The organism is Streptomyces sp. RKAG337, assembly GCF_023701715.1.
GTDB lineage: Bacteria > Actinomycetota > Actinomycetes > Streptomycetales > Streptomycetaceae > Actinacidiphila.
This window is the reverse complement of record NZ_JAJOZA010000002.1, coordinates 32747-57404: the sequence shown is the minus strand read 5'-3', so window position 1 is coordinate 57404 and position 24658 is coordinate 32747. Positions and strand designations below refer to the sequence as shown.

The window sequence follows — 24658 nt, the reverse complement described above, 5'->3', positions numbered from 1 at the left end:
GTGAGCCGGCCCCGCCTGCGGCTGTGCGGTCGAACTGCGGGGCGGACCGCGGGCTGCCCCGCGATCCGCCCTGTACGTCGGGGAGAGCCGGTGTTGTCGGCACTCGGTCGGCCGCTGGATGGGACGGGGCTATGCGGTTGCCCCGGTGACGGCGGTGTGGACCATCTCCGCCGCGCTGGCGCGGACCGCCCCGCCCTCCAGTGACCACGCTGTCAGTTCGTCTTCGTGGGCGGCCGTCGCGGCGAGCATCAAGACCAGCGGGGCCACCGCCAGAGCAACCGCCTGCGCTCCGGCGGCGGGGCGGGCGGCGGAGGCGGTGCGCTCCAGTTCCGCCTGGAGGCCGCTCAGGAACTGGATGCGCAGCGCGGTGAACCGCTGATCGCCCTCGGCGGCCTTCATGTCGATCACGCGCAGCACCGCCCGGTGCCGTTCGTACAGGGCAAAGAACGCGTGGACCAGCCCATGCGCAGAGTCCCCGTCGGTCTCCGTCGGCGGCGAGCTGATGGAACCCGCGATGGCGACGGCCTCCGCCAGGGTCAGGACGGCCTCGTCGAGGTCGGAGAAGTACTGGTAGAAGGTCGCGGGCGAGGTCCGTGCCCGGCGGGCGACATCCGCGACCGTCGACCCCCGGTATCCGGTGACACCGAGCTCGGTGGCGAGGCTCTTGAGCAGCTTGAGCCGGGTTTGGCGGCCACGTTCGCCAACCTGTCGTCCGTCCGTGGACAGGACCGTGTTCGTCATCGTCTCTCCGCTTGTCGTCGGTGTCGGTCGCCGGGCGATGGGCGCTGTTCACGGGGTCCGGTGCTGTGCGGCCCGCAGCGAGGCGATGAGCTTCTCCCGCCCGGGCCAGGGGGACGCGAAGAATGCCTCGGTGTTGGACTTGAGCTGCGCCTTGAGCTGGTCGGTCAGGCTCTCCGTCCAGATTTGCGCCGCGTCGGCGAGCCAGTCGATGGCGGGGCCGGAGTTCGCCACCTCGTTCGCGTACCCGCTTTTGAGGAAGGCGGCGTGCACGCGCACCCGGCGGGTGACGGGCAGCGGGTACGTGCGGCCGTTGTCCAAGGACACCTCCGTCGTCATGAAGGCGGTCCGCTTGGTCGCGGTGACCGTCCCTTCGGCGATGTGGTCCTGGACGGGATGGTCGCCGTACACCTTGAAGCTCACGGGATATCCCGGGGCGACGGCGGACGCGAGGGCGGTTATGTACGACATGGCGCTCCTGGAAGCGAAGGGATCGGATCGGCGGAGCATCCTGCCCGCGTGATCACTACTATACGCATACTCATAGATTTAAGCAATCTCTAGAGATCGCCTTCGGCCTCTGGGTGAACAGGGCACGGGCCGAACTCGCCGTTTTTGTCCCGGGGGTGGACGTGCCGGCGGCCGGAGAGCGTGCAGGCGGTGGCGGGGTCCTGGTCGCAGAATTCGATGCACGTGCAGTCCTGGATCTCGTCCGCCGTGCTGTCGCTCTCTTCCTCAGGGACGCCGGCGGCGCTGCGTGCCCGGTTCATGTCGTCTCGACTCTGCGGGGTCCCGCCGCCGTTGACCAGGACAAACGCGGCTGCCTCATCGGCGATGCTGGCGGCGGTTCGGAACTCGGCCACCTGGAACTGCGCGCGCCGGTCGAACTTGAGCTGTCCTGCCTCGGTGAGTCCGCAGTGGCGGACGTACGGACCGTCGCTCGTCGCTTCGGTCTCGGCCACGAGCGCGGGATCGAACCAGGAGGACGGGACGGCGAATTGGCTGTCGAACCACCCCTTTGCCGTGAGGATGCGCTGCTTGCCGTCGACGGCGGCCCAGATCGCCGCCCCCGTCTCGTAGACGTCTTCGGTCGCTGCCGCCCAGGCGGGGTTACCGCGGTCGCTGAGGATGACCACGCCTGCGGGCAGGCCGGTCAGCCAGGAACGGACCAGGGCGATGTGCTGGTCCACCGTCCAGACAGCTCCCCGCTGATAGGGCGGGTCGAGATCGAGTTGTCCGTCGTCAACGCTGCGGACCAGTGTGCTTGCGGGGCGTGCGCTCGGTGCGAGGCTGGTGTGCTGGATGGGGGCCAGCGTCTGCCGGGTCATGACCGTTTGCTCCCGTGGTGGTCGAGCACGCCGGTGGCGGCGTCGTAGGTGACGCCGTGGAAGTCCAGGCCAGCGACGTTGCGGTGCCGGTTCTCGTCGAAGTTCTTGTAGGGCAGGCGCTGCCCGCGGTCCAGCAGAAGCGACGCGAACTCGCCGTCGACGCTCTCGGGGTACACCCGCTTGTCCGGCACGAGCTCCGCCACGTTCCAGACGGTCCGGGCCTCGTAGCGTTTCACCGTGCCGGAGACGCCGTTGTAGACCGTGAGGTGCACCTCGCCGGCCCGGAGGTAGACGTGCCAGGTGGACCTGTCGCTGGTGTACCCGTAGACGAGGGTGCGATCCGGGCCGCTGACCTCGGCGGCGCTGAGCGTAGGCGGTTGCTCCTGCGCTGCGCGCAGCCTGGTGAACTCGGTGAAATCCATGATGGGGGACTCCTGTCAGTCGGGCCGGGGAAGTGGAAGTGCTGGGCTGGGTGAGCGGCGTTGGTCAGCGCAGCCGGAAGGGGTCGGGGAGTTCGGTGGCCGCTGTGCCCTCTTCGGCTGCGAAGGCGTCGGCGGCGCCATCGAGACCATAGGTCTGGAACCCGGCGCGCTTCAACGCCGTAGCCAGGATGGCCAGGGCCTCGTCCTCCGAGCCCGCCTCGATGTTCGCGATCACGCTCAGCCGAGCGTTCCAGATGGGCATCCGATCTCCATGCTCTGCTGTTCGGACGCGGACGACGCGCGGCTTCTCCCGGCCCCTACGTTCGAGGCGCGGGCGGGGGAGTCGGCTGGCACGAGGTCGTGGGATCGAGCCAGGCAACGCCGTCACCATAACCCGAGTCATAGACTTACGCAACATGCTTGGGGTATGGCAACGCACCCAGGGCGATGACGGTGCGCGACCGTTCGGCGCGGGTGCGACCAACGGGCAGGACATACCGATGGGTCCCCGGGTGACGCCAGCGCCGAGCCCCGACCTGCTCCAACGCGGCACGCAACCATGCGCGCCGGTCGGCTCCCGCAGGGCGCTCCGAGGCACCCAGCGCCAGGATGCGCCGCTCGAACCCGTTGGCGCCGCAGTCGCCGGCGACGAATTTCGAGATCGACCGAGCCGGGAGAATCTGCCCGTCCGGCAGCACGGTCACTGTCCTCGCCGTGCTGCGGCCCGTGTAGGTCGCCGAAAGAGCTTGATAGATGATCCCGAGATGCCCCCGGGGCGAGCCAGCCGTGCGCCCGTCCGGCAGGGTCCGAAGGCGTGCGACGGGGTCCGCGTAGGTGACGACACCGCGTACGCCCCGGTCCGCAGCCAGACGCAGCGCGCCCGCGACCGCGAAGCTCTCCCCGTTACTGGCCACCGAGGGCGACAAGCACACCCGAGACATCTCCAGGGCTTCCGTGTATGGCTCCAACAGGGGGAGAACTTTGGTAAGAGCCCGGCGGCTCATCGGGACGCCGAGAACGACAACACCGACCAGCGGCCCACCGCCGACCGCCTGGTCGTCATCACCCGGAGCGGCCTCAAGGTCCACCAGCCCGTACCGGTGTACCGCCGGCGGCCACCCCGACAGGTAGTGGTTCGCCTGGATGTACGCCCGGGCAGGCACCTCGGCCAGCTCGACCACCTCGTAGCGACGCCGGTCGAACCCGCCCTGCGACGTGTGACGCCAGCTCGGCACTCGGCCGCTCCACCGCTGCGCCCAACCGTCGCCACGGCCGGCGGCCATGGCCTCCCACTGCGCCTGGGCGGGGCCGAGCGGCGCGTTCACCGCTGCCGCCCGGCTTCGCCGCGCGCGCCGAACCGGATCTGGGAGAGGCGCTGCTTCATCGCCCCGATCCCGCTGGCGCCGGCGAGCGGAGCCTGGAGACCGGGCCAGGAGTGCCGCGCGAGGGCCACGTACTTGCTGCCGGCCAGCACCGTCACCTCCGCCGACTCGATGCCGCGTTCCCGGACCTGCGCCTGCACGAAGTCCGCGCTGACGCCGCCGGGGTCGCCCACCGTGATGTCGTACGGGTCGATCTGCGTGGACAGGTCGAGAAGCCCGTGGGCGGCGGAGAGGATGTAGAGGCGGCCGCCGTCCTGGAGCAGGGCTTCTGCCGCGTACCGGCAGGAGCCATGGAACGAACCGACGTACATCGCGCCGGCGGTCACGCGGCGGTCCTGCTTGGCCTTGCCACAGCCGACGACGACGATCCGGTACCTGTCCGCGCCTTCCGCCCGGGCCCGCTGCCAGCCAGCCTCGGTCAGGGCGCCGCCCCAGACGTCGAGCTGCTCCCGTGTCGCCTCCCGTCCGCGAAGGATGTCGCGGCTCTGGTCGAGGCCCACGTAGCCAGCCTCGGCAAGGCAGTTCAGGGTCCGCAGGTTGACGGACTTGGGCAGCAGTCCGAGCGGATCTCTGGCGCCGGCGAGGAGGGCGCGGCGCTGGGTGGTGGTGACGTGCGTCGTGGACGGGCCGGACTCACGAGGTCTGTCCGGCTCGCCGGGCTGCTCCGACCTGGTGGAGGCGGTCGCGTCAACGGGGTTGGTGTGGCGGTGCTCGGTGGTCATCGTCTTCCTCATACCTCGGTTGGTGCTCGGCTGGGTGTCGGCCCACCGGGCGGGCAGAGTGGTGTCGCCGCTCTCCTCGCGGCGTTGGTCTTCCAGGTCGGCGGCGCGGATGCGCGCTCGATGCCACTGCTCGGCTGCGTGTCCGCTGGGCCGCAGGCACCGTTTCCCGGCCCCGGCGCGGCATGTGGGGCAGGACAGTGCTGCCGGGCAGGTGTCGCCGAGGTCCTCGCCGTCGCAGAATGCGCAGGGCCGACCCGTGGCCGGCAGGGCACGCCCGGCGACGTCGACGAGGAGTCCGGCCTCGCGCCAGGCGCGGCTCTCGGCCCTGTTCGAGGGTGCCCTGAAGGGCTGGCGCCTCACGGCCCGATTCCCTCAGGAGCCGGGTCCGCGCGGACGAAGGCGCCGCCCGCGGGCCAGATCGCGGTGATCTTGTGGTGGGACAGGAACTCCCGTGTGGCCTGGCCGGGAGCGGTGGTGAGCAGCAGCGTGCGGCGAGGGCGGGGGAAGAACCGCTCGCAGTCGATGATCACTCCGTACGCGGCGATGAGCGCGAGGTAGTGCGTGCGATGGCAGGCCATCACCAGCTCTCCGGCGGTGGCGTCGAAGAGGTCGGTGGAGGCCAGGTCGGGGACCGTGACGACGCGGTGGCGCAGCACTCGGTGCTCTTTGGCCGTCAGGTGGGCGAGGTAGGCGGTCAGGACCGCGTCCTCGGAGCGGTCGGCTTCCTCGTCGTTGGCCCGGCCGGGCTGGGGGCGGGCGGGATCGGTGGGGTCCAGGTATGCGATGTACGGGTGGTCGGCGGTCAAGGTGCGGGTACTCCTGAAGTCGGGTGCGCGGGCAGTCCGGCTGCGGTGCGGCGCAGCTGCTCGGCGGCGGGTGCGGCGCCGTACGTCAGGCGTCACCTGGAGCGCCCGGCCGGTGGAAGATGCCGGCCAGGACTTGGTTGGCCAGGACCGCAGGGGGTGCGTCGTAGGCCAGCAGCATTTCGCCTGCCCCGGACTCCACGACCGCGACGGCCGGGTGGCGGGCGGCCGCGCGTTCCAGCGCCCCGCGCAGCGCCCCGCCGTCCAGGAGCATGATCCGTCCGGGGCCGCTCGCCAGGCGCGCGAGCGAGGTGCTGCCGGGGGCGGCCGTGTCGCGGGCCGCGAAGTCGAGGCAGGCGTAGAGCAGGGCGGCGGCCGGGGCGGACCGGCCCGCGCCCCGGATGACCGTGATCTCGTGGCTCCGGTCTCCGCGCGGGTGGGATGTGGGGGACGCGGTGCTCAGGAGGCCGAGGTCGCGAAACGGGTTGGTGAGAACGTCCTCCAAGCCGGCGCGAGGCTGGTCGACGGAGCCGACCTGCGGTGCGTACATCGTTGCCAGGCAGGCGATGTCGCGTTTGATGGTGTCGTCAGCCGGGGGCTGCCATCCGTTTCGCGTGACGGCGTTCCGGATGCTGGAGAGCAGTTCGGCGCGGGTGAAGCGGGAGATCCCGGACGCGGCGAACACGTAGTACCAGGTCGGCACGGAGCAGGGTGTGCCGGTGAGCAGCCACCAGTGGAGCAGCCACAGGCTGCCCGGGTCTTCCAGATACGGGTCGGCGCCGTTCTCGTCGTCGAGCAGCCAGTGGCCCCGGGCGGTGGGCGCCGCCGCTCCGGTCCCTGCGGTGTCCTCCCGCACGAGGCCGAACGCGCCTGCCCAGAACCGCATGGACGCCACCATGCTGGACCCGACGCCGAGGACGACGGGAGCGTCGGGCCGCTGGAAGACGTGCGGGTCCTCCTGGAGGGCGGTGTGCACTTTCAGGAGCCATCCTTGCCGCGGGGGGTAGGTCCGGTGTCGGCCGAAGGCCGGGATGCAGCCCGCCAGCGGGGCCGTGTGATCTTCCATGGGTAGCGTGTTCACCTCCGGGTGAGGGTGTCCTGCCGCCGGGCGGCAGGACACCGGGACGGTGCGGGGGTCAGGACGAGGGAGAGGTGCGGCCGAACCGGCGCGGGCCGATCGGCCACACGGCGGTCACCTGCTGCCGATGCAGGAGTTCGGACAGGTCTTTGTCCGGCCGGGAGGGCAGCAACAGGACCCTGGTCGGCTCCGGATCGAAGTAGCGGGCCAGGTCGTGGAGCTCTCCGATGGCCTCGCGCACGACGGCACGCGCCAGCGACGCCCGGGCCACCACCAGCTCGTTGCGGGTGAGGTCGTACAGGTCGACGCCCAGCTCTGTGATGGCCCCGGCGATCTTGATCCGGTAGCCGGTCAGATCGGCTCGCCGCTCCCACCGCGCATAGTGCTCGTACTGCCGGAGCAGTCTGCTCGCGGCCTCCTGCGCCGGGCTCGGCTCCGCGCGACCCGGCGCGGTTCCTCCCGCCGGACAGGGTGGGGACCGCTGGAGCACCTTGCGCCGGGCGACGGGTTCGGCCGGGCGCAAGCCTGTCGGCGGACCCTTCAGCGGCAGGAGACGGAAGACGAGCGCCTTCCTGACGTCCTGGGGTCTGCGCATGTCGTAAGGAGCATCGACCTGCACGAACGGCACCGTGGAGTCCAGCCGGAACTGGCCCAGGTACTGCACCGGTCCCTCGTGAAGCTGGAGGAACACGCGCAACGCGCGGTCGTCCTGTGCGTGCTCGACGACGGAGCGGTTGCCTTGCGACAGCTTCTGATCAGTGCCGTCCAGCCCGCCCTCGCCTCCGAAGTACAGATGCTCGCCCGTCCAACCGTCGTGCGAACTCGCCTCGGCGTCCGGGGTGATGAACAGGAAGACGTTCGGACTCTGCTTCGAGGGGCTGATGCGCGGATGGATACGGCCGCCGTAGCAGGCGTGCAGAGCCGCCCGGTCAATGCGCTGGCCAGGAACGAGGTCCCAGGACATGGAGGTGTCTCCTCGGTCGGGGGGTTGGTGGGCAGTTCACGGCGCTGCCCCGCCGCTGAGAGGATCGGCGGTCAGCGTCGGCAGTCCACGCCCACCACCAGGAAGTCGGCACCGCGAGCGTCGATGTAGGCGTTCACATGGTCGTAGTAGGCCGTGCTGCCGGTCTCGAAGGCGTCGTCCGAGTTCAGCCAGGCCGGATCAGTGGTCCACGTGCCGTCGAGTTCCCGGAGGCTGCTGCCCGGCACGGCACGCCGCCGGGCCCGGTCGATGAACCCGGTACGGTCCAGCCTGACCAGGGCCACCTCTTCGCCACGCTGCCGGGGACCGGGCTTGATCATGTCCAGCACCTTGAGCTGCCGCTGCGCGCGGAAGCCGAGGAGTGCCTGGAAGGAATCTCCGCCCCACTGCTGCTCGAACCGTTCCCAGGGATCGGCCGGGGGCATGCCGTCGGTGGCCTGCTTCCAGGCGTCGTAGAGCGTGGCGGCCTCCGTCGCGCGGCGGTCCCGCAGCGCGGGGAGGTCCAACAGGCTCAGAACGCCGCCCGCACACCGGTCGGCCGGGCCGGACGCGGGCCGTACGAGGCGGGGGTCGTCGGCCGGAGCGCCGGGGATCAGCGGGAAGTGCCCGGTGTACCGGCCCGTGGTGATCTCGTAGCTGTCGAAGTGGCCGCCCCGGACCTTGTTCAGGGCGCGCCGCAGTCGCGTGTCGAGGGTGTAAGCGGTTTCGGCGGCATGCGGGGGCAGGCACACAAGGACGTGTCGTGAAGCCATCGAAGTTCCGATCGCAGAGCGTGGGCGGGAAACACCGTGCCAGGAGCGGGCCCCGTACGGGCGAGCTCTACTGGATCGGCGAAGCGATACTCAGACAATACATGAAGTCATATAATTAAGCAATTGCGTTTGATGACGCGGCTCCTGGAACTCCCTGTCGGCGACGGATCCGAATCCGTCCCGCCATGACGCCACCCGTGCCGGCGATCCCGGAAGCGGTCAGCGGGCGGCGCGGCGCCGCTGGCGAGGCGGTGCCGTCGTGGCGGGGCGGGCCGGGTGGGCGACCCGGGTCAGCGTCCGGCCCTCGCGACCCGCAGTGTCGTGACGTTTGAGGGCCAACTGCCCCTGCCCGTACTGGGCCTGCCGGGCGTCGCCCTGCTTGCTGCCGACCTGCACGACTGCGGGACGGCCGGGCCCGCGGAGGGCGTAAAGGTTGTGCACGTAGGCACGGGTCCGGGGTTCCCAGATGCGGCCCAGGATATGGCCGATCCAGGCGGCCGCGGCCATGGGGCTGACGGTGTCGGCGATGAGCTGGGTCTTGTTGCGGAAGCCTTCGCCGCGGCCGACATGGGTCCAGGGAAAGTCCGCACGGAAGCCGACGGCGCGGCCGAGGTCGGCGTGGCTGTGCGTGAGGCCGTCGGCCTCACGCTTCCACCCGTACGCGGTACCAGTCACCGTGGTGCCGGGCTGGTCGGCGGTGAAGGTGCCACCGCCCTTGGGCCGGCCGGTGTTGGGGTCGATGCCGCGCACGCCGCGGGTGTTGACCTTGTGGCCCTTCTCCCAGCCCATGCACGCGGCCCAGGTGGTGATCGGGATCGGGCTGCTGGGCTGGTAGCTGACGAACGGCCTGGTGTAGCGCATGCACACCATGAACGTCCTGTTCTTCTTGGAGGCCGCGCCGTAGTCGGCCGCCTCGATCAGGCTGAAATCGCTGTATTCCCATCCGGCGCCGTAGAACTCGGACCGGATCGCCTCGACCACGTACTGGGCGACCGCGGACTTCAAGAGGTTCGAGGACTGCTCCATGGCCACCCAGCGGATGGAGCCGTGCTTGGCCTGCAGGGCCAGCGGCCAGATCACGGCTTCGGCCATCAACCCGGTGCGTTCGTCCTTCAGCGCCGCCAGCGGGGCCCGGACTTCGTCCCAGGTGGCACCGGTGGGCGGGGCGTAGCCCTCCAGGCCGTCGCCAGCATCGTCGACCATGATGAACCCGGCTGCCGCTCCGGCTTCGGTGATCACGTCCTCGACCAGCTGCATGGCCTCGTCGGCGAGGCCGGCAAGCTTTCCGCCGGGCGAGAGGGTCTGGCACGGCGGGGAAAGGATCACCGCAACCACGTAACGCAGCGCGGGGTTCGCGGGGTCCAGGTCCGTGACGGAGGCGCAGATCCGCCGGAAGCCGGCTGCCTGTGCCGTGGCGCACGCGGCCTGCGAGATGTCCACGCCGACCATGTCGACCGGCTCGCCCAGGACCTGCGCGATGCCCTCGCACCAGCCCCCGGGACCGGCGAACAGGTTCACGATCCGGATGGGGGCGCCGGGCTTTGGCCGATAGAGCCACTCCACCGGCCAGGGCCCGGCCAGCGCCGCGCGCTTTTCATCGCTCAGCCCCGCGATGTAGATGTCGCGCTCCTCGTCGTCGAGGAGGTCGACATCGTCCACCGGCAGGCCCAGCGCCGCGCGCACCTTCGCCACCGACACCCGGGCCCACTGGGCGACCCAGTGCGCCATGTGAGCGCGGGCCCAGATCGCGGTGCTCGCCTCTTCCAGTTCCCACCGGTAGTCCCAGCCCTCGTCCACCACCGGCTGGGGCAGCCGCCACCGCTGCGCCCAGTCGATGGCCTCGTACGCGGCCCGGACATCCTCGGAATGCGCCTCCGCTGCCGACTGCGCGGCGGTGTGCCGCTCGACGGCGCGGGCGTGCAGCCGCTCCGCCTCCGCCACAGGGCACGGCGCGGAGACCGGCGCGCCTCCTTCGTTGTCCATGGTCTCGGGGCCGCCGGGGTCGCTGACCGTGTCGGCCGGCGGCGCGGCGGCGGGGGAAGGGGTGCTCATCGTCGTGTGCCTCATTGCTCTCGGCCGCCTCGGGGTCGGGCCGGCGGGAACGGCCCCAGTGCCGGGCGGCTCGACCACACTGGCCGGCAGTCCGGCCGTAACCAAACTAATGGAGTTAAGCAACATCCCGAATGGTGTTGGAGCACTCACCCGGCACGGGGGCGGCTTCGGCCCGCAGCATCCGCTCCACCTGCTGTTCCCCGAACGCCTCGACGAGCGCGGAGAGCTGGTCCTCCAGGCCGCCGTTGTTGATCGTGCTGGCCCGCTCGTCGGCGTCGTCGTGGACGGCGTCGAACGCGTCGAGGTCGCTCAACTCGGGCCGCTCGCCGTTGTTGTAGGCGTTCGAGGCGCCACGGTGAACCATGTCGTACACCAGCTGGTCAACGTCCACGTCCGTCAGCCCCAACTCGCCGGCCAGATGGACCAGCGCCGTCACCGCGCCCTGCGCCTCCTCGGCCGGCCCGGCGTTCGGCGCGAGCCCCGCGGCGTCTCCGTCCTCCGCCGCGGTGGGCGTCGGCAGCACCCAGCATCCCTGGGCCGGGTCGTAGATGCCGCGCTCGGCGTACGCCTCGATGAGGGAGACCTGTTCCGGCGCCAGGCTCTCTCCGCGCGGGACTTGGCGGTAAGTCCATCCGCTGACCGGGCTCAGGACCAGGCACGCCGCGTGCTGGAGCCGGTCGGTGCTCCAGAGCACCAGCTTGCCGGTGTCCCGGCGGACAGCCAGTAGCCCGAACTCCTCACGGGTCTTGCCGTTCTCCAGGCGCACGGTGCGGCAGATCCACATGCCCGCGGCGAGCTCTACGTGGCCGATCTCCTGGCCGATGGTGGTCATGCAGCCCTTCAGGGCGATGTGGCTCGCCGACTCCGGCGATGCGTGGACGAGTAGAACCGGCAGTGCCTCGGCGGCAACGTGGTGGTCTGCCGTGGACGGCTCCGGTCGGACGCTGGACGGCTCAGGCGGCCTCATCCTCCTCGTCCTCGAAGGCGTCGGGGATGGCGAGGTCGAATCCGAGGGCCTGGAGCCGGTCCTTGATGGCTTCTACGATGTCGCCACCTTCGAGGTCGCCGGTCATGGCCTCCAGGACGGCGCTCATGCCGGCCTGAGCGTCGGGCTGTGGCTCCGGCCGTCCGAATTCACCGGTCAGAACAGCCATGACCATGCCGAGCATTTGGATCTTCTCGTCGGCGTGCCGGTCGGCGTACTCGTCGTGGTCGTCATAGTCGTTGCCCAGTAGGGCGCCGTCAGGCCCCTTGAACGGGGCGATTTCGGCCTCCTGGCGGGCGCGCATGGATGCGTGAGCGGTGATCAGGCCGTGGATCACGTTCTGGGAGGAGCCTTCCGCCGAGCTGGCGACCTCGGCCAGATCCTGTCTGCGGCACATCGCGGCGCAGTGCAGCCAGGCGGCCAGTTCCTGAACCTGCTGGCTGCGGGCATGGTCCCAGAGTTCGACGGGATGCGTCGCGGCGGCGTTCAAGGCGGCCAGCGCGCGGTGCACGTCAGCTGAGTTCGCCTCGCCGGGGAAGGTGGTCAGTGCGCTGCTGGTCATCGTCGGTTCCTCGTGAGCGTCGGAATTCGGCCCCTGCGGATGCGGGTGCCGGTTGGAGAAGAGCGGGTGGACTGTCCCCGTTGGTCGGAGCCGGGGCGCCGCAGCGGCGGCCGAGGCGCCCCGGCCCGGCGGGCCTATGCCCCGTGTCCGGCACCTGTGACGGACAGTTCGCTGACGCTGGGCAGCGCGGAGAGAATCTCGTGGAATTCCTGCGGCGCGTGGCGAGCCTGTCGGGTGGCCTTGTTCAGCTTCAGTCGCAACTCGACTTCGACGGGGGCGACGGGATGGTCGCGCGAGGCGATGTAGTCGGCATCCGTGCACTTATAGCGGACCTCGCGGACGGTCATCAGCAGTTCGCCGAGGGCGATCTGGTCGTCTCGCCGGGGAAGGGGGCAGCTCCCGAAGTCCCACAGGAACTCTGCCGTGTACTCGACTTCATCGGGCGGGACGCCCAGGTCGAACCAGACTTCTACGCGCACGGTTTCTTCTCCTTCTGTCGGTGACTTGCCGCAAGCGCGGTGTGCGCAGACGGGCTGTGCGCTCCTGGCGGGACTCGAACCCGCGCCAAGTAGGCGAGCTTGGACAACGCGCTTCCCTGCCGGGGGTTCGGGGCCGTGAGCTGCCCCTCGTTTAGGTTCCCCAACCCTGGGGCTTTTGGCTTGCCAGGGCCCGGTCCCGGTGCATCCGCAACCGTCTCGCCGTGCCGCCGTTCCGTTTTACGGCCGCTCTTCCTTCTGAGCTACAGGAGCTGGAGCGGGCTCGACTTCCCCGCCCGACACCTCATACAATACTCATACTCATGGAGTTACGCAACTTCGTTTGTTGGGCTGTCCGGTGTTGCTGCGCCGCCGACTGACGGTGACGAGGCATGTCCGCTGCGGGCGCGGGGGTCTCAGCGGCGCCGCTTCCTAGGGATGTTGAACGGTCGCCCGATGTGCCAGTGGGGAGTGCCGCCGCTGTACTGGCACTCGTAAGCGATCCGCGGGTGCCGCCAGGGTTCCGCGCGGACGAGCGCGTCAGCGACTGCCTGCGCCGCTTGCAGCGACGGGAAGCTCCGCTTGTCGGTGCAGGCGCGTCGCCGTGTCGCCGACGCCTTGTTGCGCCGCAGCGCGGACTTGCCCATCAGGAGACTCCGTCCCCGTCCTGGCCGACCTGCGGCCGGCTGACGCTTCCCGGGGATGCCTTCGAGGGCCGGCCGACGGTATCGGCCGGGGGCTGGTCCATCCGTCGCGCCGGGTCCTGCTTCGCTGCTCGCTGCACCTCGGGTCTGGGCGGCCGATGGGCGCGATGGGCGTGGTGCGGGCCGGTGGCGAAGGGGGCGCTCGGCACGCGCTGGGCCTCGTCGGTTGCGCGGTCGTTCATGGTGGCCTTCCGGTTGGGGCTCGACGAGTCGGGGGGCGGGCGCAGCCGCCCCCCGACCGGCTCGGCTCAGTTGTTGGAGGGAACCTGATCCCAGACGTAGACGGGGCCACGGATACCTCGGACAGGCTTGCCCTTGGGGCCGTTGACGTGCTTCCGAATGATCCGCTCTGCGTGGGTGCAGCCGCCCGTGGCGTGCAGCCGCGTATTCAGGCAGCGATTCGGGCTGCGATACGGGGGGACCTCCCATCGGAAGTCGGTGCGTGGCGGCATCCGGCCGTCGCTGGCCGTCCGGTCCTTCGCGGTGGCGTCGGCCGGAGGGCGCAAGTCGGGCCGCAGCCGCACGACCCGCACGTCCCCGTCGCCGGTGATGCCGGCTCGCTGGTCCCGCTTCCGTCCGGGGCGATCCCTGCGGACCACCTCGGTCTCCGTCCACGCGTGCTGGCCGGTCTGTGCCATCAGCTGCCAGGCCGTGTAGACCGTCTGCGCCCACTGCCCGGTAGTCCCGAGCGGAGACCCGGCCGGGGGGAACGTGCGACCCAGGAACAGCACCGTTTCGTTGTCCCACGTCAGTTCGGGCCGACCTGCCCGGTGCAGCGAGGTGAGCATCTCGCCCGCCGTGGCCCGTTCGCCCAGAAACGCGTTGACGACCACGGTGTCGGGGGCCATGGCACTGTAAGCGGCTCCGCACGCCGTGTAGAACGTGATCCAGATGCCGCGCTCGCCGGGGCGGACCATTTCGCGCCCGTGGACCGTGTTGGCCACCCACTGAACGGCGGCCCGGTCGGCAGACCACGGACCCCAGGAGACGGCGACGATCGGTGTGTGGATCGGCGGGGAGCCCGGCTCGCCCAGGCCGCCGGAGTTCACCTCGTAAGAACCTATCGGCGAGGCGAAGACCATCAGCCCGGCGGGCGAGGGGAGGCGGTCGGGGGTGATCTGCTCCAGCGGCGGCGCCACGGAGGCCGCCAGCGCGGCAGCCGTGGTGTCCTCGTCCACGTAGTAAAGCCGGGCATCCGCCAGGCGCTGCGACTCCTCGCCGCACAGCAGCACCGCCGCTGACGCGGCCGGATCGCCAGCCCCGGTGATATACGGGAAGAGCGACGAGCGACCGTCCTGGAGCGATCCGGCCATCGACAACAGCCCGATGTTGGTCCGGTTGAACTCCTCCATCTGCTGGCGTAGTTCCGCGAGTTGGCGCGGCTCGGGGGCTTGCCAGTGCCAGTGCTCGCTGGCCGCCGGGAGGATGTCGTTCATCGGCACGATGCCTCACAAGATCTCTGTGTCTGCTGTGGACGCCGCGCGGAGGGAGCTGCCAGCTCCACCTCCACGCGACACCTCACCATAGCCCGACTCATGGACTTAAGCAACATTGCCATTCCATTCGGGCCGCCTACGCGTAGTAGCTCGCCATGATCCACTCGGGTTTGGCGGTCCGGGGGCGCAGCTCCAGGACGGTGAGGGCCCGCGTCAGGCTTGCGTCGTGCTCTGTGGCGGCGCCCATCGCCACCGGGTCCAGGATGAGCGGTCCCCCTGCGGGTTCGTGCACGACGGCCGCGAGGATGTGGCCTTCCTCGTCCCAGCCGAGCGAGTAGGTCTGGAACTGCAACGCGCCCAAGCCGGCTTCCTTCAGCCGGTCCTCAGCCGCGCCCGCGAAGTGATCGGGGTGGTTCTCCTCGCGCATCGCTTCGGTCGACCACGACACCTCGGGCATCGTCCACGACGAGCGGCCGTCGTTGTAGCGCACCAGCTCGCTCGCCAGTCCGATCCAGCCGTCGGCCGGCCCGCCCAGGCGGTAGCCGTACACCAGTGCTTCGTGATTCTCGAGGCCCATGGTCTCTCCTTCGGTGCCGTCGCGCCCTGCGCGTCGAGCGGTGTGGATGGGCCGGCCCGCGCATCGCGGGCCGGGATTCAGCGCAGAGGGCGAATCGCCCAGATGGCACCTCGGCATCCGATCACCCCAGCTGCCGTGGTGATGTGGCCCGGCGACACGGTGACCGGCTCCATCGTGTGCAACTCGGCGAGCAGACCTGCGACTTGGTCCGCGAGCGCCTGGGCCCTCTCGTCGTACGCCTTCTGTTCCTCCGGGGTCCTGCTTACGAACACTGTCGCTCCTCGGTCGCGGCCGGTCGGGTTCCGGCTTGTCAGGTCAACGCCTTGTAGATGCGCTCCGCCTCTTCGCGGAAGTACTGGCATGCCTCGACATACATTTCCTGGCGAGCTCCGGCCACATGGGTTCCCATGCCCATGACCACGCCGTCGTCGATGACGCGCTCGGCGCGGGCGATCTCGTCCTGGAAGACCAGGGAGGCGTTCTTGATGGCGCACTGGCCAACGACACTTGACCACAACTCGATCAGCCGCTGGCGCAGTTCCAGTTCCTTGAACAGGGTCGACGCACGGATGATCTGCGGGTCCATGTGCTTGTACTTGTCCCAGTGTTCGGCCAGCTTCTTCTTCTGGTCGTCGACGGCGCGCTGGGCGCGCCCGGTGAGACGGTCCTGGACGTGAGCGGTGCGCCTGTCGGCGGAACTGGCCATGTGAGCTCCTGGTCTGGGGAGGGCGGGCGGTGCGGCCCGGTGCACGACGTCGCGTCGGGGTGAGCGCCTCGCGGTTCTCGCACTCTAGCCAATCTCATGGACTTAAGCAATTTCTGTTGCATCCTCTCGGGGCTTGACCCACTTCTGGGATGCCCGATCCCAGCGGGCCTGTGCGAAGACCCTGTTCAGGTCCGGCATGCAATCCGTCCCGAACTCGTCCGTCCCGGGGTGCAGGGGGACCGGCACCCAGCCCTTGCCGGGCACGAGTGCGGCGTACCAGCCGAAGGATGCAGCAGCTCCTTCGCCAGGCAACAGTCCCGTCCAGATCCCACCGCCGCTGTGCCCGTGCCGGCCCGGGCAGTTCGCCTGGACCAGACCCGTTTGCGGGCACTCCATCTCCAGGCAGCCGGCCCGGTGCGACTGGCCGACCTGCACGTCGCAGCCTTCGCAGGGTTCGCCGCGGGAGAGGGAGAGGGCGGGGGCCATCAGCGCTGCTCCCCGGCAAGCACCAAGCGGCCGAAGCGGACTCCGAGGAGGCGCAGCGCCTCCGTGCGTTCGCCGTCGACGTACGCCCGCTGGCTTGGGGTGAGTGAGGACTCGAACGCCTTCCGGTAGGCGGACTGGGAGGCCCACAACGGGCCCACGACGGCCGCGATCTCCCGGGCCGCCCGCGCCCAGTCCGCGGTGACGTCCCGCGGGACGGTGAGCAGCAGTGAGCCGGTGCTCGCCTGGTAGGCATCTCTTCGCAACGGCGCGGAAGTCCTGGCCAGCTCTTCGGCCCGCGGGCGAAGCTGCTCGGCCGGGCAGCCCGCATCCAGGTCTTCCTGCGGAGCATCGACGCCGCTTTCCCGGAGGCGTCGCACACGGCCCGCCGAGCGTGTGAACTGACCGTGCACGCTGAGGCAGTTACGCGGGTCGGGGTGCCGCTCGACTACTTCGCCGCCACGCCACTCGTATCCCGCGCCAACGACCACCAGGACCTGGTGAAGAGCTTGGGTACGGTCGGGGTAGGAGCAGGGGAACGCCTCAATGAGCGCGCGGAGCGTCTCGTCAACGGTCGTCACGGTCGTGCCTCTCTCTCAACGGGTTGGGAGCCGGGGGCGCAGCCGGGAGGGCTGCGCCCGTCCGTACATCAGTGGTGCCTCCGCAGCTACGCGGCAGCCGCGGTACGGAACTCGACGCAGGCGGGGAAGTCCGGCTTGATGTCCGGCCCTCGCCGACGCTGCGCCTTGACCTTGCACTTCATCCGCGGCGTGCCGTCGCCGGCGACCCGGCCCACCAGGAAGGCGCAGCCCCCGCAGCGGGAGGTGGGCTCCGTGGTGCCCGGCTCAAGCAGCGGCTTGAGCGTGGCCGGGTGAATACCGCGGTCGAGGCTGATCCGTATGGCTCCGCGGCCGACGATTGCGGGAGGAATGGCCAAGGTGGTCATGTGTTTCGTCCTTTCAGGCGCGGTGGTGCGAACCGAGGGTTCGCCCGCTCGGTCTTACTACTGGGGGTCGTCGTGGCTGGCCATCAGGCACGCTTCGAAGTCCGTGCCGAGCCGGTCGGCGATTTCGACCAGCGCGGCCAGCAGATCGGCTGCCGCGGCGGTGAAGGTCTGCGGGGCGCCTTGCCCCGCGCCGGGATGGGCGAGGAAGACGGCCAGCGCTCCAGCCCCGGCTGACGCCCGGGCGCTGGACAGCTCCGCGAGCGGCCGTTCCTCCGGCTTCCCGCGCGCCGCTTGCCGTTCGCCGCCGGTATGGATCGAGTAGCCGAGCCCCAAAATGAGGCTGAAGTCGGCGTTCATGTCTCGGGTCAGCTGCTGGAGTTGGGTGAGAAGACCGGTGAGGGCTTCCGGAAGTTCCGCCGCACTCACGGTGCGGCCGTAGGAGGCGGACAGGGCGAGATAGGCCCGTGTGAGCGCGGGCGCCTCCCGCGCCGCGTCGCCGCGGTGCTCAGGCATGTGTGGAGATCCTCCGTCCCGGGCGGGTTGCCCCGCCGATGCCTTAACCATAGCTATACTCATTGACTTAAGCAAGATCGTTCGGGTTGTCTGTGCCCGCGGGGTCGAGGAGGCGGATTACGGCGTCGCGGTGGGCTGTCGCCGAGTGGCGCTCGTGTCCGGCGTGGGCGAGCCCGCTGTCGCCGGCCAGAGAGTCGGCGCAGGCGATGAGGACGTCGTCGCCGAGACGCCAGAGCATCGCGTTGGCCGCCAGGACGCCGACTGCGAGCGGGTCGATCTCCGCCCCGACCCAGGTGAAGCGTGCGGGGTCCAGGCCGTCCCTGCGCATCAGGCGGGCTTCGGCTCGCCACATCGCGCCGCTGCCGGCGGCTACTTCGCCGATGATTTGCTCCCGGCCCACGATCTCGCTGATCAAGTCGCAGACCGCACTTGGCGTGTGGAAGGCGCCGCGGCCAGCCTTGTTCGCGCGGGAGGTCAGGCGCTGGAGCAGGCGACCCAGGAGATCGGTGGCCAGACGGCGGTCCGGGTCGGCCCCGAACTCCAGCAGTCCGGCGCGCAGGGCGAGGTGGACCAGTTCGGTGACGCTCTCGGCGGTGTCCGGCGGGACGTCGGCCAGCCATCGGTACAGCAGGTGCGCGCGCTCGACAAGGTAGGGGTGGGTGCCCCACAGCTCGGCCCAGGTGCCGCGCAGCACGATCATGAGGTCGTCGGGCCGCAGAGCGGCGATGGACTGCGCGAGGTCTGGGGCATCAGGGTCGGCGAGCGGCAGGAGTGCGACGGCGGCGAGGGCGCCCAGAGGAACTTCGACGGACGCGCCGGACGGCCACGCGGCCGAGGCGATGTCGGTGATCTGGCGGGCCTGGTGCTCGGGGTCCTCGTGCAGGAACGCCCTGCGGGCCCAGGCCAGCGGCAGCCACCAGGCCGCGTCGGACGGGGGCGGGATCGGCGGATCGCTGTGGTGGTGGGGCATTCGTGTCTCCGGTCGGGGCGCGGTGCGGGTGGGCCGGCGTTGCCCCGGCCCGGCCTGGGGTGGCCGGGGCAACGCCGGCGGGGCGGCTAGGTGATCTTTAGGGCGACGGTCCGCGCCTCCCCTTGGCGGACGACGACGTGGAAGTGAGCGCCCTGGTTGTCGTGGCCTTCGAGGTGCCCCTCAAAGGTCTGGTCCGGGTAGGCGTCGACGATCTCCTGGACGTGGTCCGTAAGGGCGTGCGCCGGATAGGGCCCGCCGTACGCCGGCACGATCGCGACGGCCGTGTGCAGAGTGATCACGCCCTCGTCGCACTGGAGGGTTGAGCTTGAGACTTCCAGACGGACGCTGGCGCTCGGATCGGGCTGCTTGTCGATGGTGCAGAAGCGGCTGACGCGGAAGTCCCTCCACATAAGGGGAGGGTCGAGGTGGATTCGCCCAGTGGCGCTGCGGTCTTGGCTCATCGTCGGGGACTCCTTGGGACCGACTCACTGCCGGGCGGTGCGGCGGATCTCCCGCACGGCACGGAGCCGGTTGATCATCACGGGGTGGCGGGCGAGGGCGGCCTCGCAGTCCAGCAGGCTGTTGAGCAGTTGGTAGTAACGGGTCGGCGAGATGCCGAGCTCTTCCCGGACGGCGGCCTCCTTGGGACCGGGTGCGGCAGGCGTCGACTTCGGCCAGTGCCGGTGCTCGAAGTCCAGGATCACGGCATCGCGTTCGCTGAGAGCCAGCCGGGCGGGAACGGGGTTGGGGGAGGTCTCCACGCAGATACTCCGGCGTTGTTGCCCAGTCCTGCCGTCCTTCGCGACCGGCGAGGACGGCGGGACCGGGCGATCAGTGGGTGTTCTGCCAGTGGCCGAGGCCGACGGCTGCCACGACGGCCAGGCACATCAGCTCGCCCTGTCCGTAGATGAACAGTCCGGCGGCCGTCATCCACGCGAGGTAGCGCAGTGCATCCACAGCCGTGCTCAAGGGGAACTTCTTCATCGTCGGTGACTCCATGCGAGGAAGGTGGCGCCCGTGTCGGCGCACTCCAAACCTTAGCCATAGTCATGGAATTAAGCAACCTCCGTGGTGGTGGTGAACTGCTGCTCGCGGCGATGGGCTTCCATCCCCTTGCGGAGACGTTCCAAGTCCAGCCGCTCATGGACGGCTTCCTCGATGGCCCTCCAGACCAGTCCCTGGGCTGGGTCCTGCGGGACACGGGGCTCGCCCCGGTTGCCGCGCACCGTGATCACACTGTCCCCCTGCGGGGGCTGGGCTCTGTGGACCATGATCACCGTCGGGGTGCCGTGCCCGGGGATGTACGCACCGGACGTGTCGATGACCCAGGTCAGGTCCACTTGCGGGAGGTACTGCTCGATGAACTTCCGACCGAACTCCCTCTTCATGAAGGAGTTGGCCGTGAGCTGCGCGACCGTGCCGGCGGGCGCGGCCAGCCGCGTCATGAGCACGGTGAACGGAAGTGCGAGGCTGTACTTGCCGCTGCACACCTCCGGATAGCTGCGCCGGACCTGCTCGCGCAGCTGGGCATCGCGCACGGTGATGTACGGCGGATTGCCGACGACGGCGTGGTACCTGCCCGGGCGCAGCAGTGGCTCGTCGGTACTCAGCAGCGCGTCAGCGGCGGCCACCTGCACCGGCCAGGCTGCCGGTACGGCGGAGATCGGGCCGCCCAGGAGGTCGGCAGAGGTGGCGAGAAGCCGGTACCGCGCCAAGGCGGCCGCGTAGACGTCGAGGTCAACGCCGTGGACGGCCTGCAGGGCGCGTTCGACGCCGCGTTGCCGCGTCACCGCTCGGTGTGGCGACCGCCCGCGAGGTCGGTGGGCGCGGATGCGGTGGAAGGCCGCGAGGAGGATGTGTCCGGTCCCGCACGACGGGTCGATCATCCGGATCTGATCCGGCCCGACCGCATCGAGTGCCGGTTCCACGGACAGCGCGAGCAGCAGGTCCGCGACCCACACGGGGGTCTGGCACAGTGCCCTCGCCTTTCGGGCGTCGGCGGACAGGGCCTGGTAGGCGTCGCCCAGCCGGTAGCCGTCGACGCGGTGACCTTCGTCGGAAAGTGGCACCTGGTTCCACAACTGGGTGATCCGTTCCCAGCCGGCCGGGCTGATCGAGTCCTCCCAGACTCCAGCCACCTGCGGGTCCTCGAGCGATTCAAGCGCCGGATGCGCCGCGGCCAGCGCGGCCAGCACCCGGCGTGTGTGGTCCGGCCCAGGGGTGCCGGCTACAGGGGCGACCAGGCGGTGTTCGGTGGCGTGGCGGACAACGGCGCCGGCGTGGGCCCAGGACACCGCGGCGTGAACCCCCACTTCGCTGGAGAGGTCGTCGACCAGGCGCTCATAGGCGCGGGGCGACGGGGCGGAGGGTGCGGGCATGGTGCTCCTTCGAATGGTCTGCAGCGGGCGCCGACCTGCGAAGGTCGGCGCCCGCGGGGATCCAGGTGGTTCGCGGCCTACGCCGGGGCAAGTTCGGCCACTTGCCGTCCCAGGTCAGTACGGAACGGGTAGTGGACCGGTCCGGACCGCCCGTTGTCGCCGTCGGTCGGCCGGGGCCTCCCGGTCGCGTCGCGGTATTCGACCAGCCGGAGTTCGGCCAGGGAGTTCGCGGTCTGCCAGGTCACGTTGGGGGCCAGGCGGCTGTCGGGTGCGACGTGGCGGGCCAGGGAGTACAGCTGCGGTCCGCTCAAAACCGCGCGTCGGCCTTCCAGGGTGATCAGCGCCGGGCCCGCGGTGGTGGCAAGGGCGTCCTCGGCGGTGAGTCGGTAGCCGTCGCGGTCGTTGCGGTAGGCGTGGCCGTCGTTCAGCAGCGTGCTGAGCACCCTGCTGCTGATCGAGTCCGCCAGCCGCCCTTGCGGATCGGCGGACGCTGCCTTGAGGTGCTTAGCCGCTGTCGGGGTCGGCTTCCGGGAGGTGGGCATGGTGCCTTTGGTCCTTCGGGTCGTGGGATTCATCGGTCAGCGGCGGCGGGGGCTGTTACAGGCCCAGGCTGCGAACCAGGGTGAGCAGTTCGGCTACATCTGGGCGTGGGTTTCTGCGGATGGGCCGGATCCGGAGGACGGGTACCGCCAGGTCGAGTCCGAGCAGTACGTTCGGCTGTCTCGGGCCCTTCTTCAGCCGGTAGTTGGCGATGTCGATCATCCAGGCGTCGAAGTCGTCCGCCGGGCGCCCCGAACGCGCGGAGTGGCCTTCGTCCGGAGCGATCTTCGGGCACGAACAGCCCGGGTCGTCGCACGGCCGTCCAGCCGGGTGCTTGGCCGTTGCGGAGCTCGTGCGGTACGTCGCGGCAGCGCCGCTGAGCATGGGGCACTGCTGCTTGCTGTAGGCAAGGCATTCCGGATGGAGTGCCGGTTCGGGCGCGAAGCCGATCCGCACATCCATCGGCCGGACCGCCAGGCAGAAGCGTTCCTCCAGCCGCTGGCCGCAGACCTGGCAGAGGCGATGCGCCAGCGCCCGGTGTGCCTTGACGGGGTCGATGGTGCCGAACGTGGCGTGTCCGCCGTGCTCGTAGGAGATCCAGGGGACGACGAGGCCTCCGACGCGTGGACGAGAGTTGCAGCGGATGGGTGTCGGGAGCGCGCTCATGGCCGGTCCACCGGAGTGTGGCGGGCGCCCAAGAGAGCGAAGGCTGTCAACTGGTCGTCGTGATTTGCTGCGGGCGCGATGCGGATGGGTGGCACGGGAACGTCTCCTTGGATAGACCCGGCCGGTAAGGGGGAGGCCCCGGCCGGGCGTTGAGCGGTGTATTGGTGGAGCGTCAGCCGGACACGCTGAGAGACCCGTCGGCGGCGAGTGTCACGGTGTAGCCCCGGCCGGAGAGAAGAGCCAGGCAGAGCGGACGCACCCCTCCCTCGTCCCACGGGCCGGGGCCGCCGATTGGCTCCGAGTCCCACCACGAGACAGACACCGTCTCGTCAGGGCTGTCGACGACGACTCCGGCCGTGGACGGATCGCTCCAGTCGGCCATCCGGACGTGCTTGGCGAGGAGTTGGCGGATGGCGACGGCGCGGCGCACCGATTCCTCCTTGCGCTCCCTCGCGGCATTCCTCAGCCGGTGGGCCGATTCCGAGGTGATGGGGCGGAAGACCGTACTGCCGGAGTGCCCGGCTGCGATCACGATTGCTCCGGTCGGTCCGGCGGTGACCCGGGCGCGGCCGACAGCGGTGGCGAGTTTGAGCACGTCGGAGCCGCGAGAGACCCGAGCTGCGGGACTGCGGCTGCTCTGGCCGATCACCAGCGCGGTGTAGTGCTCGTGCCGAACGGTCGCCACCGCGTGCCGGACATCGGCCAGGCGCTGCGCCAGTTCGGCCGCACCTGGCTCCGTGCCTCCTGCGTACGCCTCCAGGCGGCGCAGCGTCTCGTCTTCGAGGTCGAGCGGGAAGGGTGCCTGCTCGACCTCATGTCGCACCGACCGGCGGATCCAGTCGATCGTCTCGCCCAGGTAGGGGGCGGAGAAGGGTGCACCGCGCAGAAGGCTTAGAAGGGTGTGCGCGTCTGTGGGGGACATGGTGGGCCTCGGCATGACGAACTCCCGGAGGGGGCGAGCAGCGGCGGGGTCGGGTGGAGCGCGCGACTTACCCGATGTCTCAATAATAGGGGTACTCATGGAATTAAGCAATCATTTTCGGAGGAGGTGCCTCGCGTCGACGAGTTCACCGGCGCGGATCTCCTGTAGCCCGGTCCACCGCGCGCACTGCGCGAGGACCTCTTCCGAGCCGTCGGGCAGCGCAAGGCGGACTCCGTTGTGGGCGTAGGTGCGCGCCAGGTACATGGTCTGCGGACGTTCCTGGGCCACGAGCGGGGAGGACGGCCTGGTTGCCCGGTCCTTGCGGTAGCGCGCGTTGGGCATCAGGAGGAAGGGGCAGCCGGCCGCGGCGTGCGTGGCGGCGAAGACGGCGCACTCCACACACATCGGCGGATCCATCGCGAGGCGGTGCTCGACCACCTGCGGTCCTCCGATCACGGCCCGGATCAAGGGAAGGGGCTGCCCGCACAGGCCGCACAGGTGCTCGATGATCGCCTTGGCCCGCCGAGGACCGTCCAACTCGGTGAAGTCCGGCGTGCCATCGGGCCCAAGGGCCGTCACGAAGCTGATCGGGTAGCCGCGGGCATCACGGGGCCGGGTAGCGATGCCGGGCGGCAGCTGCGCCATGCGGCGGCGCTCGATGGCGGAGCGGGGCTCGGGGTTCACGCCTCCTCCCCGATGTGCGCGGCGAGGAAGACGGTCCAGGCGTCGTGCTCAGGGGCGGTGAAGACGGGAGCGGGATCCAGCGGCGCCCGTCCGAAGCAGCCGTCGCACGCGGGGGCCGGGCCGCCTGCGGAGTCCTCCGCGCGCTGGTCCAGCCACCGTCCGCAGACGGAGAGGGCGCCGGCCTCGAACGGCTGCACGGTCAGGTGCAGTTCCCCGCTGCCTGGGGCCAGCCCGGCAGTGACCGTGACCGACCCCGCAGCGCGGGTCGACGGGGCGTGATAGCCCTCGGCGTCGCGCACTTCCTCGGCGTGGACCTGAAGCGCGCCGCCGAGGAGCTGGATGGGGTGGTCGGTGTGCCACAGGGCGAGGTTCAGCAACGCGGTCGCGGCCTGGCGGACGCGCAACTGGAACTTATCGGGCGCCGGGTACGGGGTGAATCCATCGCGTTCGGCGAGAAGGAGCACCAGCAACCGGCCGGCCCCGTGCCCTCCTGTCGGTGCGTCCAGGAGGTGGGCCAGGCTGGTGAGGCCGTCCCGGGTGGCGGCGGCGACGGCCGGGGAGTTCCCCACGTCGTCCGTGTTCAGCAGTTCGCTGTCCAGCAGTGCAGCCTGCACGGCGTCGGCGAAGCGCACCTCGTCCTGGGGCAATGGCATGGGCAGGGCGCCGATGAGGCGGTGGGCGGCGGCACGGGAGTGGGCAGGGGTTCGCATCGTTCAGTACTTCCTGTCGGGTCGAAGGGCTGGGCGACGGGCCGCAGGTCGGCTCGTTCGAGAGCGGCGGCCGCTACGGGCCGGGCCGCCAGATGGCGCCGTGGTAGGCATGGCCGGGGTAGCCGGCACGAGCTTTCTTCA

At 70.3% G+C, this 24658-nt stretch carries 33 protein-coding genes; all 33 read right to left on the bottom strand.

Annotated features, from left to right (window positions below):
• Positions 1–129: 129 nt before the first annotated feature.
• The 33 genes from LNW73_RS34940 to LNW73_RS34780 all read right to left on the bottom strand — a co-directional run bounded on the left by LNW73_RS34940 (position 130) and on the right by LNW73_RS34780 (position 24517).
• Positions 130–741 (bottom strand): TetR family transcriptional regulator, encoded by a 612-nt coding sequence (locus LNW73_RS34940; protein WP_250993208.1) that lies wholly within the window; start codon positions 739–741, stop codon positions 130–132.
• A 48-nt stretch (positions 742–789) separates the two neighbouring features.
• Positions 790–1209: a hypothetical protein gene (locus LNW73_RS34935; RefSeq protein WP_250993207.1), complete on the bottom strand. Its 420-nt coding sequence runs from the start codon at positions 1207–1209 to the stop codon at positions 790–792.
• Positions 1210–1298: 89 nt separating this feature from the next.
• Positions 1299–2066: a DUF262 domain-containing protein gene (locus LNW73_RS34930; protein ID WP_250993206.1), complete on the bottom strand. Its 768-nt coding sequence runs from the start codon at positions 2064–2066 to the stop codon at positions 1299–1301.
• The gene (locus LNW73_RS34925; protein ID WP_250993205.1) at positions 2063–2488 is read right to left on the bottom strand and encodes a hypothetical protein; all 426 of its coding nucleotides are present in this window, start codon (positions 2486–2488) and stop codon (positions 2063–2065) included. The genes LNW73_RS34930 and LNW73_RS34925 overlap by 4 nt, the downstream gene beginning before the upstream one ends.
• A 64-nt stretch (positions 2489–2552) precedes the next feature.
• A complete protein-coding gene (locus LNW73_RS34920; protein ID WP_250993204.1) occupies positions 2553–2750 on the bottom strand; it encodes a hypothetical protein in 198 nt (65 codons plus the stop codon).
• A 145-nt stretch (positions 2751–2895) separates the two neighbouring features.
• A complete protein-coding gene (locus tag LNW73_RS34915) occupies positions 2896–3813 on the bottom strand; it encodes a Mom family adenine methylcarbamoylation protein (protein WP_250993203.1) in 918 nt (305 codons plus the stop codon).
• A complete protein-coding gene (locus tag LNW73_RS34910; RefSeq protein ID WP_250993202.1) occupies positions 3810–4604 on the bottom strand; it encodes a DUF6884 domain-containing protein in 795 nt (264 codons plus the stop codon). Before LNW73_RS34910 ends, LNW73_RS34915 begins: the two co-directional genes overlap by 4 nt.
• A 344-nt stretch (positions 4605–4948) precedes the next feature.
• Positions 4949–5398 carry a hypothetical protein gene (locus LNW73_RS34905; RefSeq protein ID WP_250993201.1) on the bottom strand — a complete coding sequence of 150 codons (450 nt, stop codon included), beginning with the start codon at positions 5396–5398 and terminating at the stop codon, positions 4949–4951.
• 85 nt (positions 5399–5483) lie between these two features.
• Entirely contained in the window at positions 5484–6371 is an 888-nt protein-coding gene (locus LNW73_RS34900) for a DUF4007 family protein (RefSeq protein WP_250993200.1), read from the bottom strand.
• 160 nt (positions 6372–6531) lie between these two features.
• Positions 6532–7437 (bottom strand): hypothetical protein, encoded by a 906-nt coding sequence (locus LNW73_RS34895; protein ID WP_250993199.1) that lies wholly within the window; start codon positions 7435–7437, stop codon positions 6532–6534.
• 71 nt (positions 7438–7508) lie between these two features.
• Complete coding sequence (locus tag LNW73_RS34890; RefSeq protein WP_250993198.1) at positions 7509–8207, bottom strand: hypothetical protein; 699 nt, start codon at positions 8205–8207, stop codon at positions 7509–7511.
• A gap of 219 nt (positions 8208–8426) precedes the next feature.
• Entirely contained in the window at positions 8427–10259 is a 1833-nt protein-coding gene (locus LNW73_RS34885) for a DNA cytosine methyltransferase (protein WP_250993197.1), read from the bottom strand.
• A 115-nt stretch (positions 10260–10374) separates the two neighbouring features.
• Positions 10375–11091, bottom strand: a complete 717-nt coding sequence (locus LNW73_RS34880) for a hypothetical protein (protein ID WP_250993196.1) — start codon at positions 11089–11091, stop codon at positions 10375–10377.
• 121 nt (positions 11092–11212) lie between these two features.
• Positions 11213–11806 (bottom strand): hypothetical protein, encoded by a 594-nt coding sequence (locus LNW73_RS34875; RefSeq protein ID WP_250993195.1) that lies wholly within the window; start codon positions 11804–11806, stop codon positions 11213–11215.
• A gap of 134 nt (positions 11807–11940) precedes the next feature.
• Entirely contained in the window at positions 11941–12285 is a 345-nt protein-coding gene (locus tag LNW73_RS34870) for a hypothetical protein (RefSeq protein ID WP_250993194.1), read from the bottom strand.
• A gap of 413 nt (positions 12286–12698) precedes the next feature.
• Complete coding sequence (locus tag LNW73_RS34865; protein WP_250993193.1) at positions 12699–12929, bottom strand: hypothetical protein; 231 nt, start codon at positions 12927–12929, stop codon at positions 12699–12701.
• A complete protein-coding gene (locus LNW73_RS34860) occupies positions 12929–13168 on the bottom strand; it encodes a hypothetical protein (RefSeq protein WP_250993192.1) in 240 nt (79 codons plus the stop codon). The genes LNW73_RS34865 and LNW73_RS34860 overlap by 1 nt, the downstream gene beginning before the upstream one ends.
• Before the next feature lie 66 nt (positions 13169–13234).
• Complete coding sequence (locus LNW73_RS34855) at positions 13235–14422, bottom strand: hypothetical protein (RefSeq protein ID WP_250993191.1); 1188 nt, start codon at positions 14420–14422, stop codon at positions 13235–13237.
• 136 nt (positions 14423–14558) lie between these two features.
• Positions 14559–14999: a hypothetical protein gene (locus LNW73_RS34850; RefSeq protein WP_250993190.1), complete on the bottom strand. Its 441-nt coding sequence runs from the start codon at positions 14997–14999 to the stop codon at positions 14559–14561.
• A gap of 310 nt (positions 15000–15309) precedes the next feature.
• The gene (locus LNW73_RS34845) at positions 15310–15705 is read right to left on the bottom strand and encodes a hypothetical protein (RefSeq protein WP_250993189.1); all 396 of its coding nucleotides are present in this window, start codon (positions 15703–15705) and stop codon (positions 15310–15312) included.
• 485 nt (positions 15706–16190) lie between these two features.
• A complete protein-coding gene (locus LNW73_RS34840) occupies positions 16191–16454 on the bottom strand; it encodes a hypothetical protein (RefSeq protein ID WP_250993188.1) in 264 nt (87 codons plus the stop codon).
• 401 nt (positions 16455–16855) lie between these two features.
• Positions 16856–17134 carry a hypothetical protein gene (locus tag LNW73_RS34835; protein WP_250993187.1) on the bottom strand — a complete coding sequence of 93 codons (279 nt, stop codon included), beginning with the start codon at positions 17132–17134 and terminating at the stop codon, positions 16856–16858.
• 57 nt (positions 17135–17191) lie between these two features.
• Positions 17192–17647, bottom strand: a complete 456-nt coding sequence (locus LNW73_RS34830) for a hypothetical protein (protein WP_250993186.1) — start codon at positions 17645–17647, stop codon at positions 17192–17194.
• A gap of 67 nt (positions 17648–17714) precedes the next feature.
• Positions 17715–18617 (bottom strand): N-6 DNA methylase, encoded by a 903-nt coding sequence (locus LNW73_RS34825; protein WP_250993185.1) that lies wholly within the window; start codon positions 18615–18617, stop codon positions 17715–17717.
• 86 nt (positions 18618–18703) lie between these two features.
• Complete coding sequence (locus LNW73_RS34820; protein ID WP_285393908.1) at positions 18704–19078, bottom strand: DUF6205 family protein; 375 nt, start codon at positions 19076–19078, stop codon at positions 18704–18706.
• A 24-nt stretch (positions 19079–19102) separates the two neighbouring features.
• Positions 19103–19378, bottom strand: coding sequence for a DUF3263 domain-containing protein (locus LNW73_RS34815; protein ID WP_250993183.1), 276 nt, complete (start codon positions 19376–19378; stop codon positions 19103–19105).
• Between the two features lie 70 nt (positions 19379–19448).
• Positions 19449–19616, bottom strand: coding sequence for a hypothetical protein (locus LNW73_RS34810; RefSeq protein WP_250993182.1), 168 nt, complete (start codon positions 19614–19616; stop codon positions 19449–19451).
• A gap of 56 nt (positions 19617–19672) precedes the next feature.
• Positions 19673–20995: an Eco57I restriction-modification methylase domain-containing protein gene (locus LNW73_RS34805; RefSeq protein WP_250993181.1), complete on the bottom strand. Its 1323-nt coding sequence runs from the start codon at positions 20993–20995 to the stop codon at positions 19673–19675.
• Positions 20996–21072: 77 nt separating this feature from the next.
• Complete coding sequence (locus LNW73_RS34800) at positions 21073–21537, bottom strand: hypothetical protein (protein ID WP_250993180.1); 465 nt, start codon at positions 21535–21537, stop codon at positions 21073–21075.
• Positions 21538–21592: 55 nt separating this feature from the next.
• Positions 21593–22201 (bottom strand): cell envelope biogenesis protein OmpA, encoded by a 609-nt coding sequence (locus LNW73_RS34795; protein WP_250993179.1) that lies wholly within the window; start codon positions 22199–22201, stop codon positions 21593–21595.
• 172 nt (positions 22202–22373) lie between these two features.
• Positions 22374–23123 carry a hypothetical protein gene (locus tag LNW73_RS34790; RefSeq protein ID WP_250993178.1) on the bottom strand — a complete coding sequence of 250 codons (750 nt, stop codon included), beginning with the start codon at positions 23121–23123 and terminating at the stop codon, positions 22374–22376.
• A 111-nt stretch (positions 23124–23234) separates the two neighbouring features.
• On the bottom strand, positions 23235–23807 hold the full coding sequence (locus LNW73_RS34785; protein ID WP_250993177.1) for a hypothetical protein: 573 nt from the start codon (positions 23805–23807) through the stop codon (positions 23235–23237).
• Positions 23804–24517, bottom strand: coding sequence for a hypothetical protein (locus LNW73_RS34780; protein WP_250993176.1), 714 nt, complete (start codon positions 24515–24517; stop codon positions 23804–23806). Before LNW73_RS34780 ends, LNW73_RS34785 begins: the two co-directional genes overlap by 4 nt.
• Positions 24518–24658 lie beyond the last annotated feature (141 nt).

Bases quoted from the DNA above. Each gene is read 5' to 3' on its own strand.
- LNW73_RS34940 (WP_250993208.1), bottom strand. From the start codon at position 741: ATGACGAACACGGTCCTGTCCACGGACGGACGACAGGTTGGCGAACGT.
- LNW73_RS34935 (WP_250993207.1), bottom strand. From the start codon at position 1,209: ATGTCGTACATAACCGCCCTCGCGTCCGCCGTCGCCCCGGGATATCCC.
- LNW73_RS34930 (WP_250993206.1), bottom strand. From the start codon at position 2,066: ATGACCCGGCAGACGCTGGCCCCCATCCAGCACACCAGCCTCGCACCG.
- LNW73_RS34925 (WP_250993205.1), bottom strand. From the start codon at position 2,488: ATGGATTTCACCGAGTTCACCAGGCTGCGCGCAGCGCAGGAGCAACCG.
- LNW73_RS34920 (WP_250993204.1), bottom strand. From the start codon at position 2,750: ATGCCCATCTGGAACGCTCGGCTGAGCGTGATCGCGAACATCGAGGCG.
- LNW73_RS34910 (WP_250993202.1), bottom strand. From the start codon at position 4,604: ATGAGGAAGACGATGACCACCGAGCACCGCCACACCAACCCCGTTGAC.
- LNW73_RS34895 (WP_250993199.1), bottom strand. From the start codon at position 7,437: ATGTCCTGGGACCTCGTTCCTGGCCAGCGCATTGACCGGGCGGCTCTG.
- LNW73_RS34890 (WP_250993198.1), bottom strand. From the start codon at position 8,207: ATGGCTTCACGACACGTCCTTGTGTGCCTGCCCCCGCATGCCGCCGAA.
- LNW73_RS34885 (WP_250993197.1), bottom strand. From the start codon at position 10,259: ATGAGCACCCCTTCCCCCGCCGCCGCGCCGCCGGCCGACACGGTCAGC.
- LNW73_RS34880 (WP_250993196.1), bottom strand. From the start codon at position 11,091: ATGACCACCATCGGCCAGGAGATCGGCCACGTAGAGCTCGCCGCGGGC.
- LNW73_RS34875 (WP_250993195.1), bottom strand. From the start codon at position 11,806: ATGACCAGCAGCGCACTGACCACCTTCCCCGGCGAGGCGAACTCAGCT.
- LNW73_RS34865 (WP_250993193.1), bottom strand. From the start codon at position 12,929: ATGGGCAAGTCCGCGCTGCGGCGCAACAAGGCGTCGGCGACACGGCGA.
- LNW73_RS34860 (WP_250993192.1), bottom strand. From the start codon at position 13,168: ATGAACGACCGCGCAACCGACGAGGCCCAGCGCGTGCCGAGCGCCCCC.
- LNW73_RS34855 (WP_250993191.1), bottom strand. From the start codon at position 14,422: ATGAACGACATCCTCCCGGCGGCCAGCGAGCACTGGCACTGGCAAGCC.
- LNW73_RS34850 (WP_250993190.1), bottom strand. From the start codon at position 14,999: ATGGGCCTCGAGAATCACGAAGCACTGGTGTACGGCTACCGCCTGGGC.
- LNW73_RS34845 (WP_250993189.1), bottom strand. From the start codon at position 15,705: ATGGCCAGTTCCGCCGACAGGCGCACCGCTCACGTCCAGGACCGTCTC.
- LNW73_RS34835 (WP_250993187.1), bottom strand. From the start codon at position 17,134: ATGACCACCTTGGCCATTCCTCCCGCAATCGTCGGCCGCGGAGCCATA.
- LNW73_RS34830 (WP_250993186.1), bottom strand. From the start codon at position 17,647: ATGCCTGAGCACCGCGGCGACGCGGCGCGGGAGGCGCCCGCGCTCACA.
- LNW73_RS34825 (WP_250993185.1), bottom strand. From the start codon at position 18,617: ATGCCCCACCACCACAGCGATCCGCCGATCCCGCCCCCGTCCGACGCG.
- LNW73_RS34820 (WP_285393908.1), bottom strand. From the start codon at position 19,078: ATGAGCCAAGACCGCAGCGCCACTGGGCGAATCCACCTCGACCCTCCC.
- LNW73_RS34810 (WP_250993182.1), bottom strand. From the start codon at position 19,616: ATGGAGTCACCGACGATGAAGAAGTTCCCCTTGAGCACGGCTGTGGAT.
- LNW73_RS34805 (WP_250993181.1), bottom strand. From the start codon at position 20,995: ATGCCCGCACCCTCCGCCCCGTCGCCCCGCGCCTATGAGCGCCTGGTC.
- LNW73_RS34800 (WP_250993180.1), bottom strand. From the start codon at position 21,537: ATGCCCACCTCCCGGAAGCCGACCCCGACAGCGGCTAAGCACCTCAAG.
- LNW73_RS34795 (WP_250993179.1), bottom strand. From the start codon at position 22,201: ATGAGCGCGCTCCCGACACCCATCCGCTGCAACTCTCGTCCACGCGTC.
- LNW73_RS34790 (WP_250993178.1), bottom strand. From the start codon at position 23,123: ATGTCCCCCACAGACGCGCACACCCTTCTAAGCCTTCTGCGCGGTGCA.
- LNW73_RS34780 (WP_250993176.1), bottom strand. From the start codon at position 24,517: ATGCGAACCCCTGCCCACTCCCGTGCCGCCGCCCACCGCCTCATCGGC.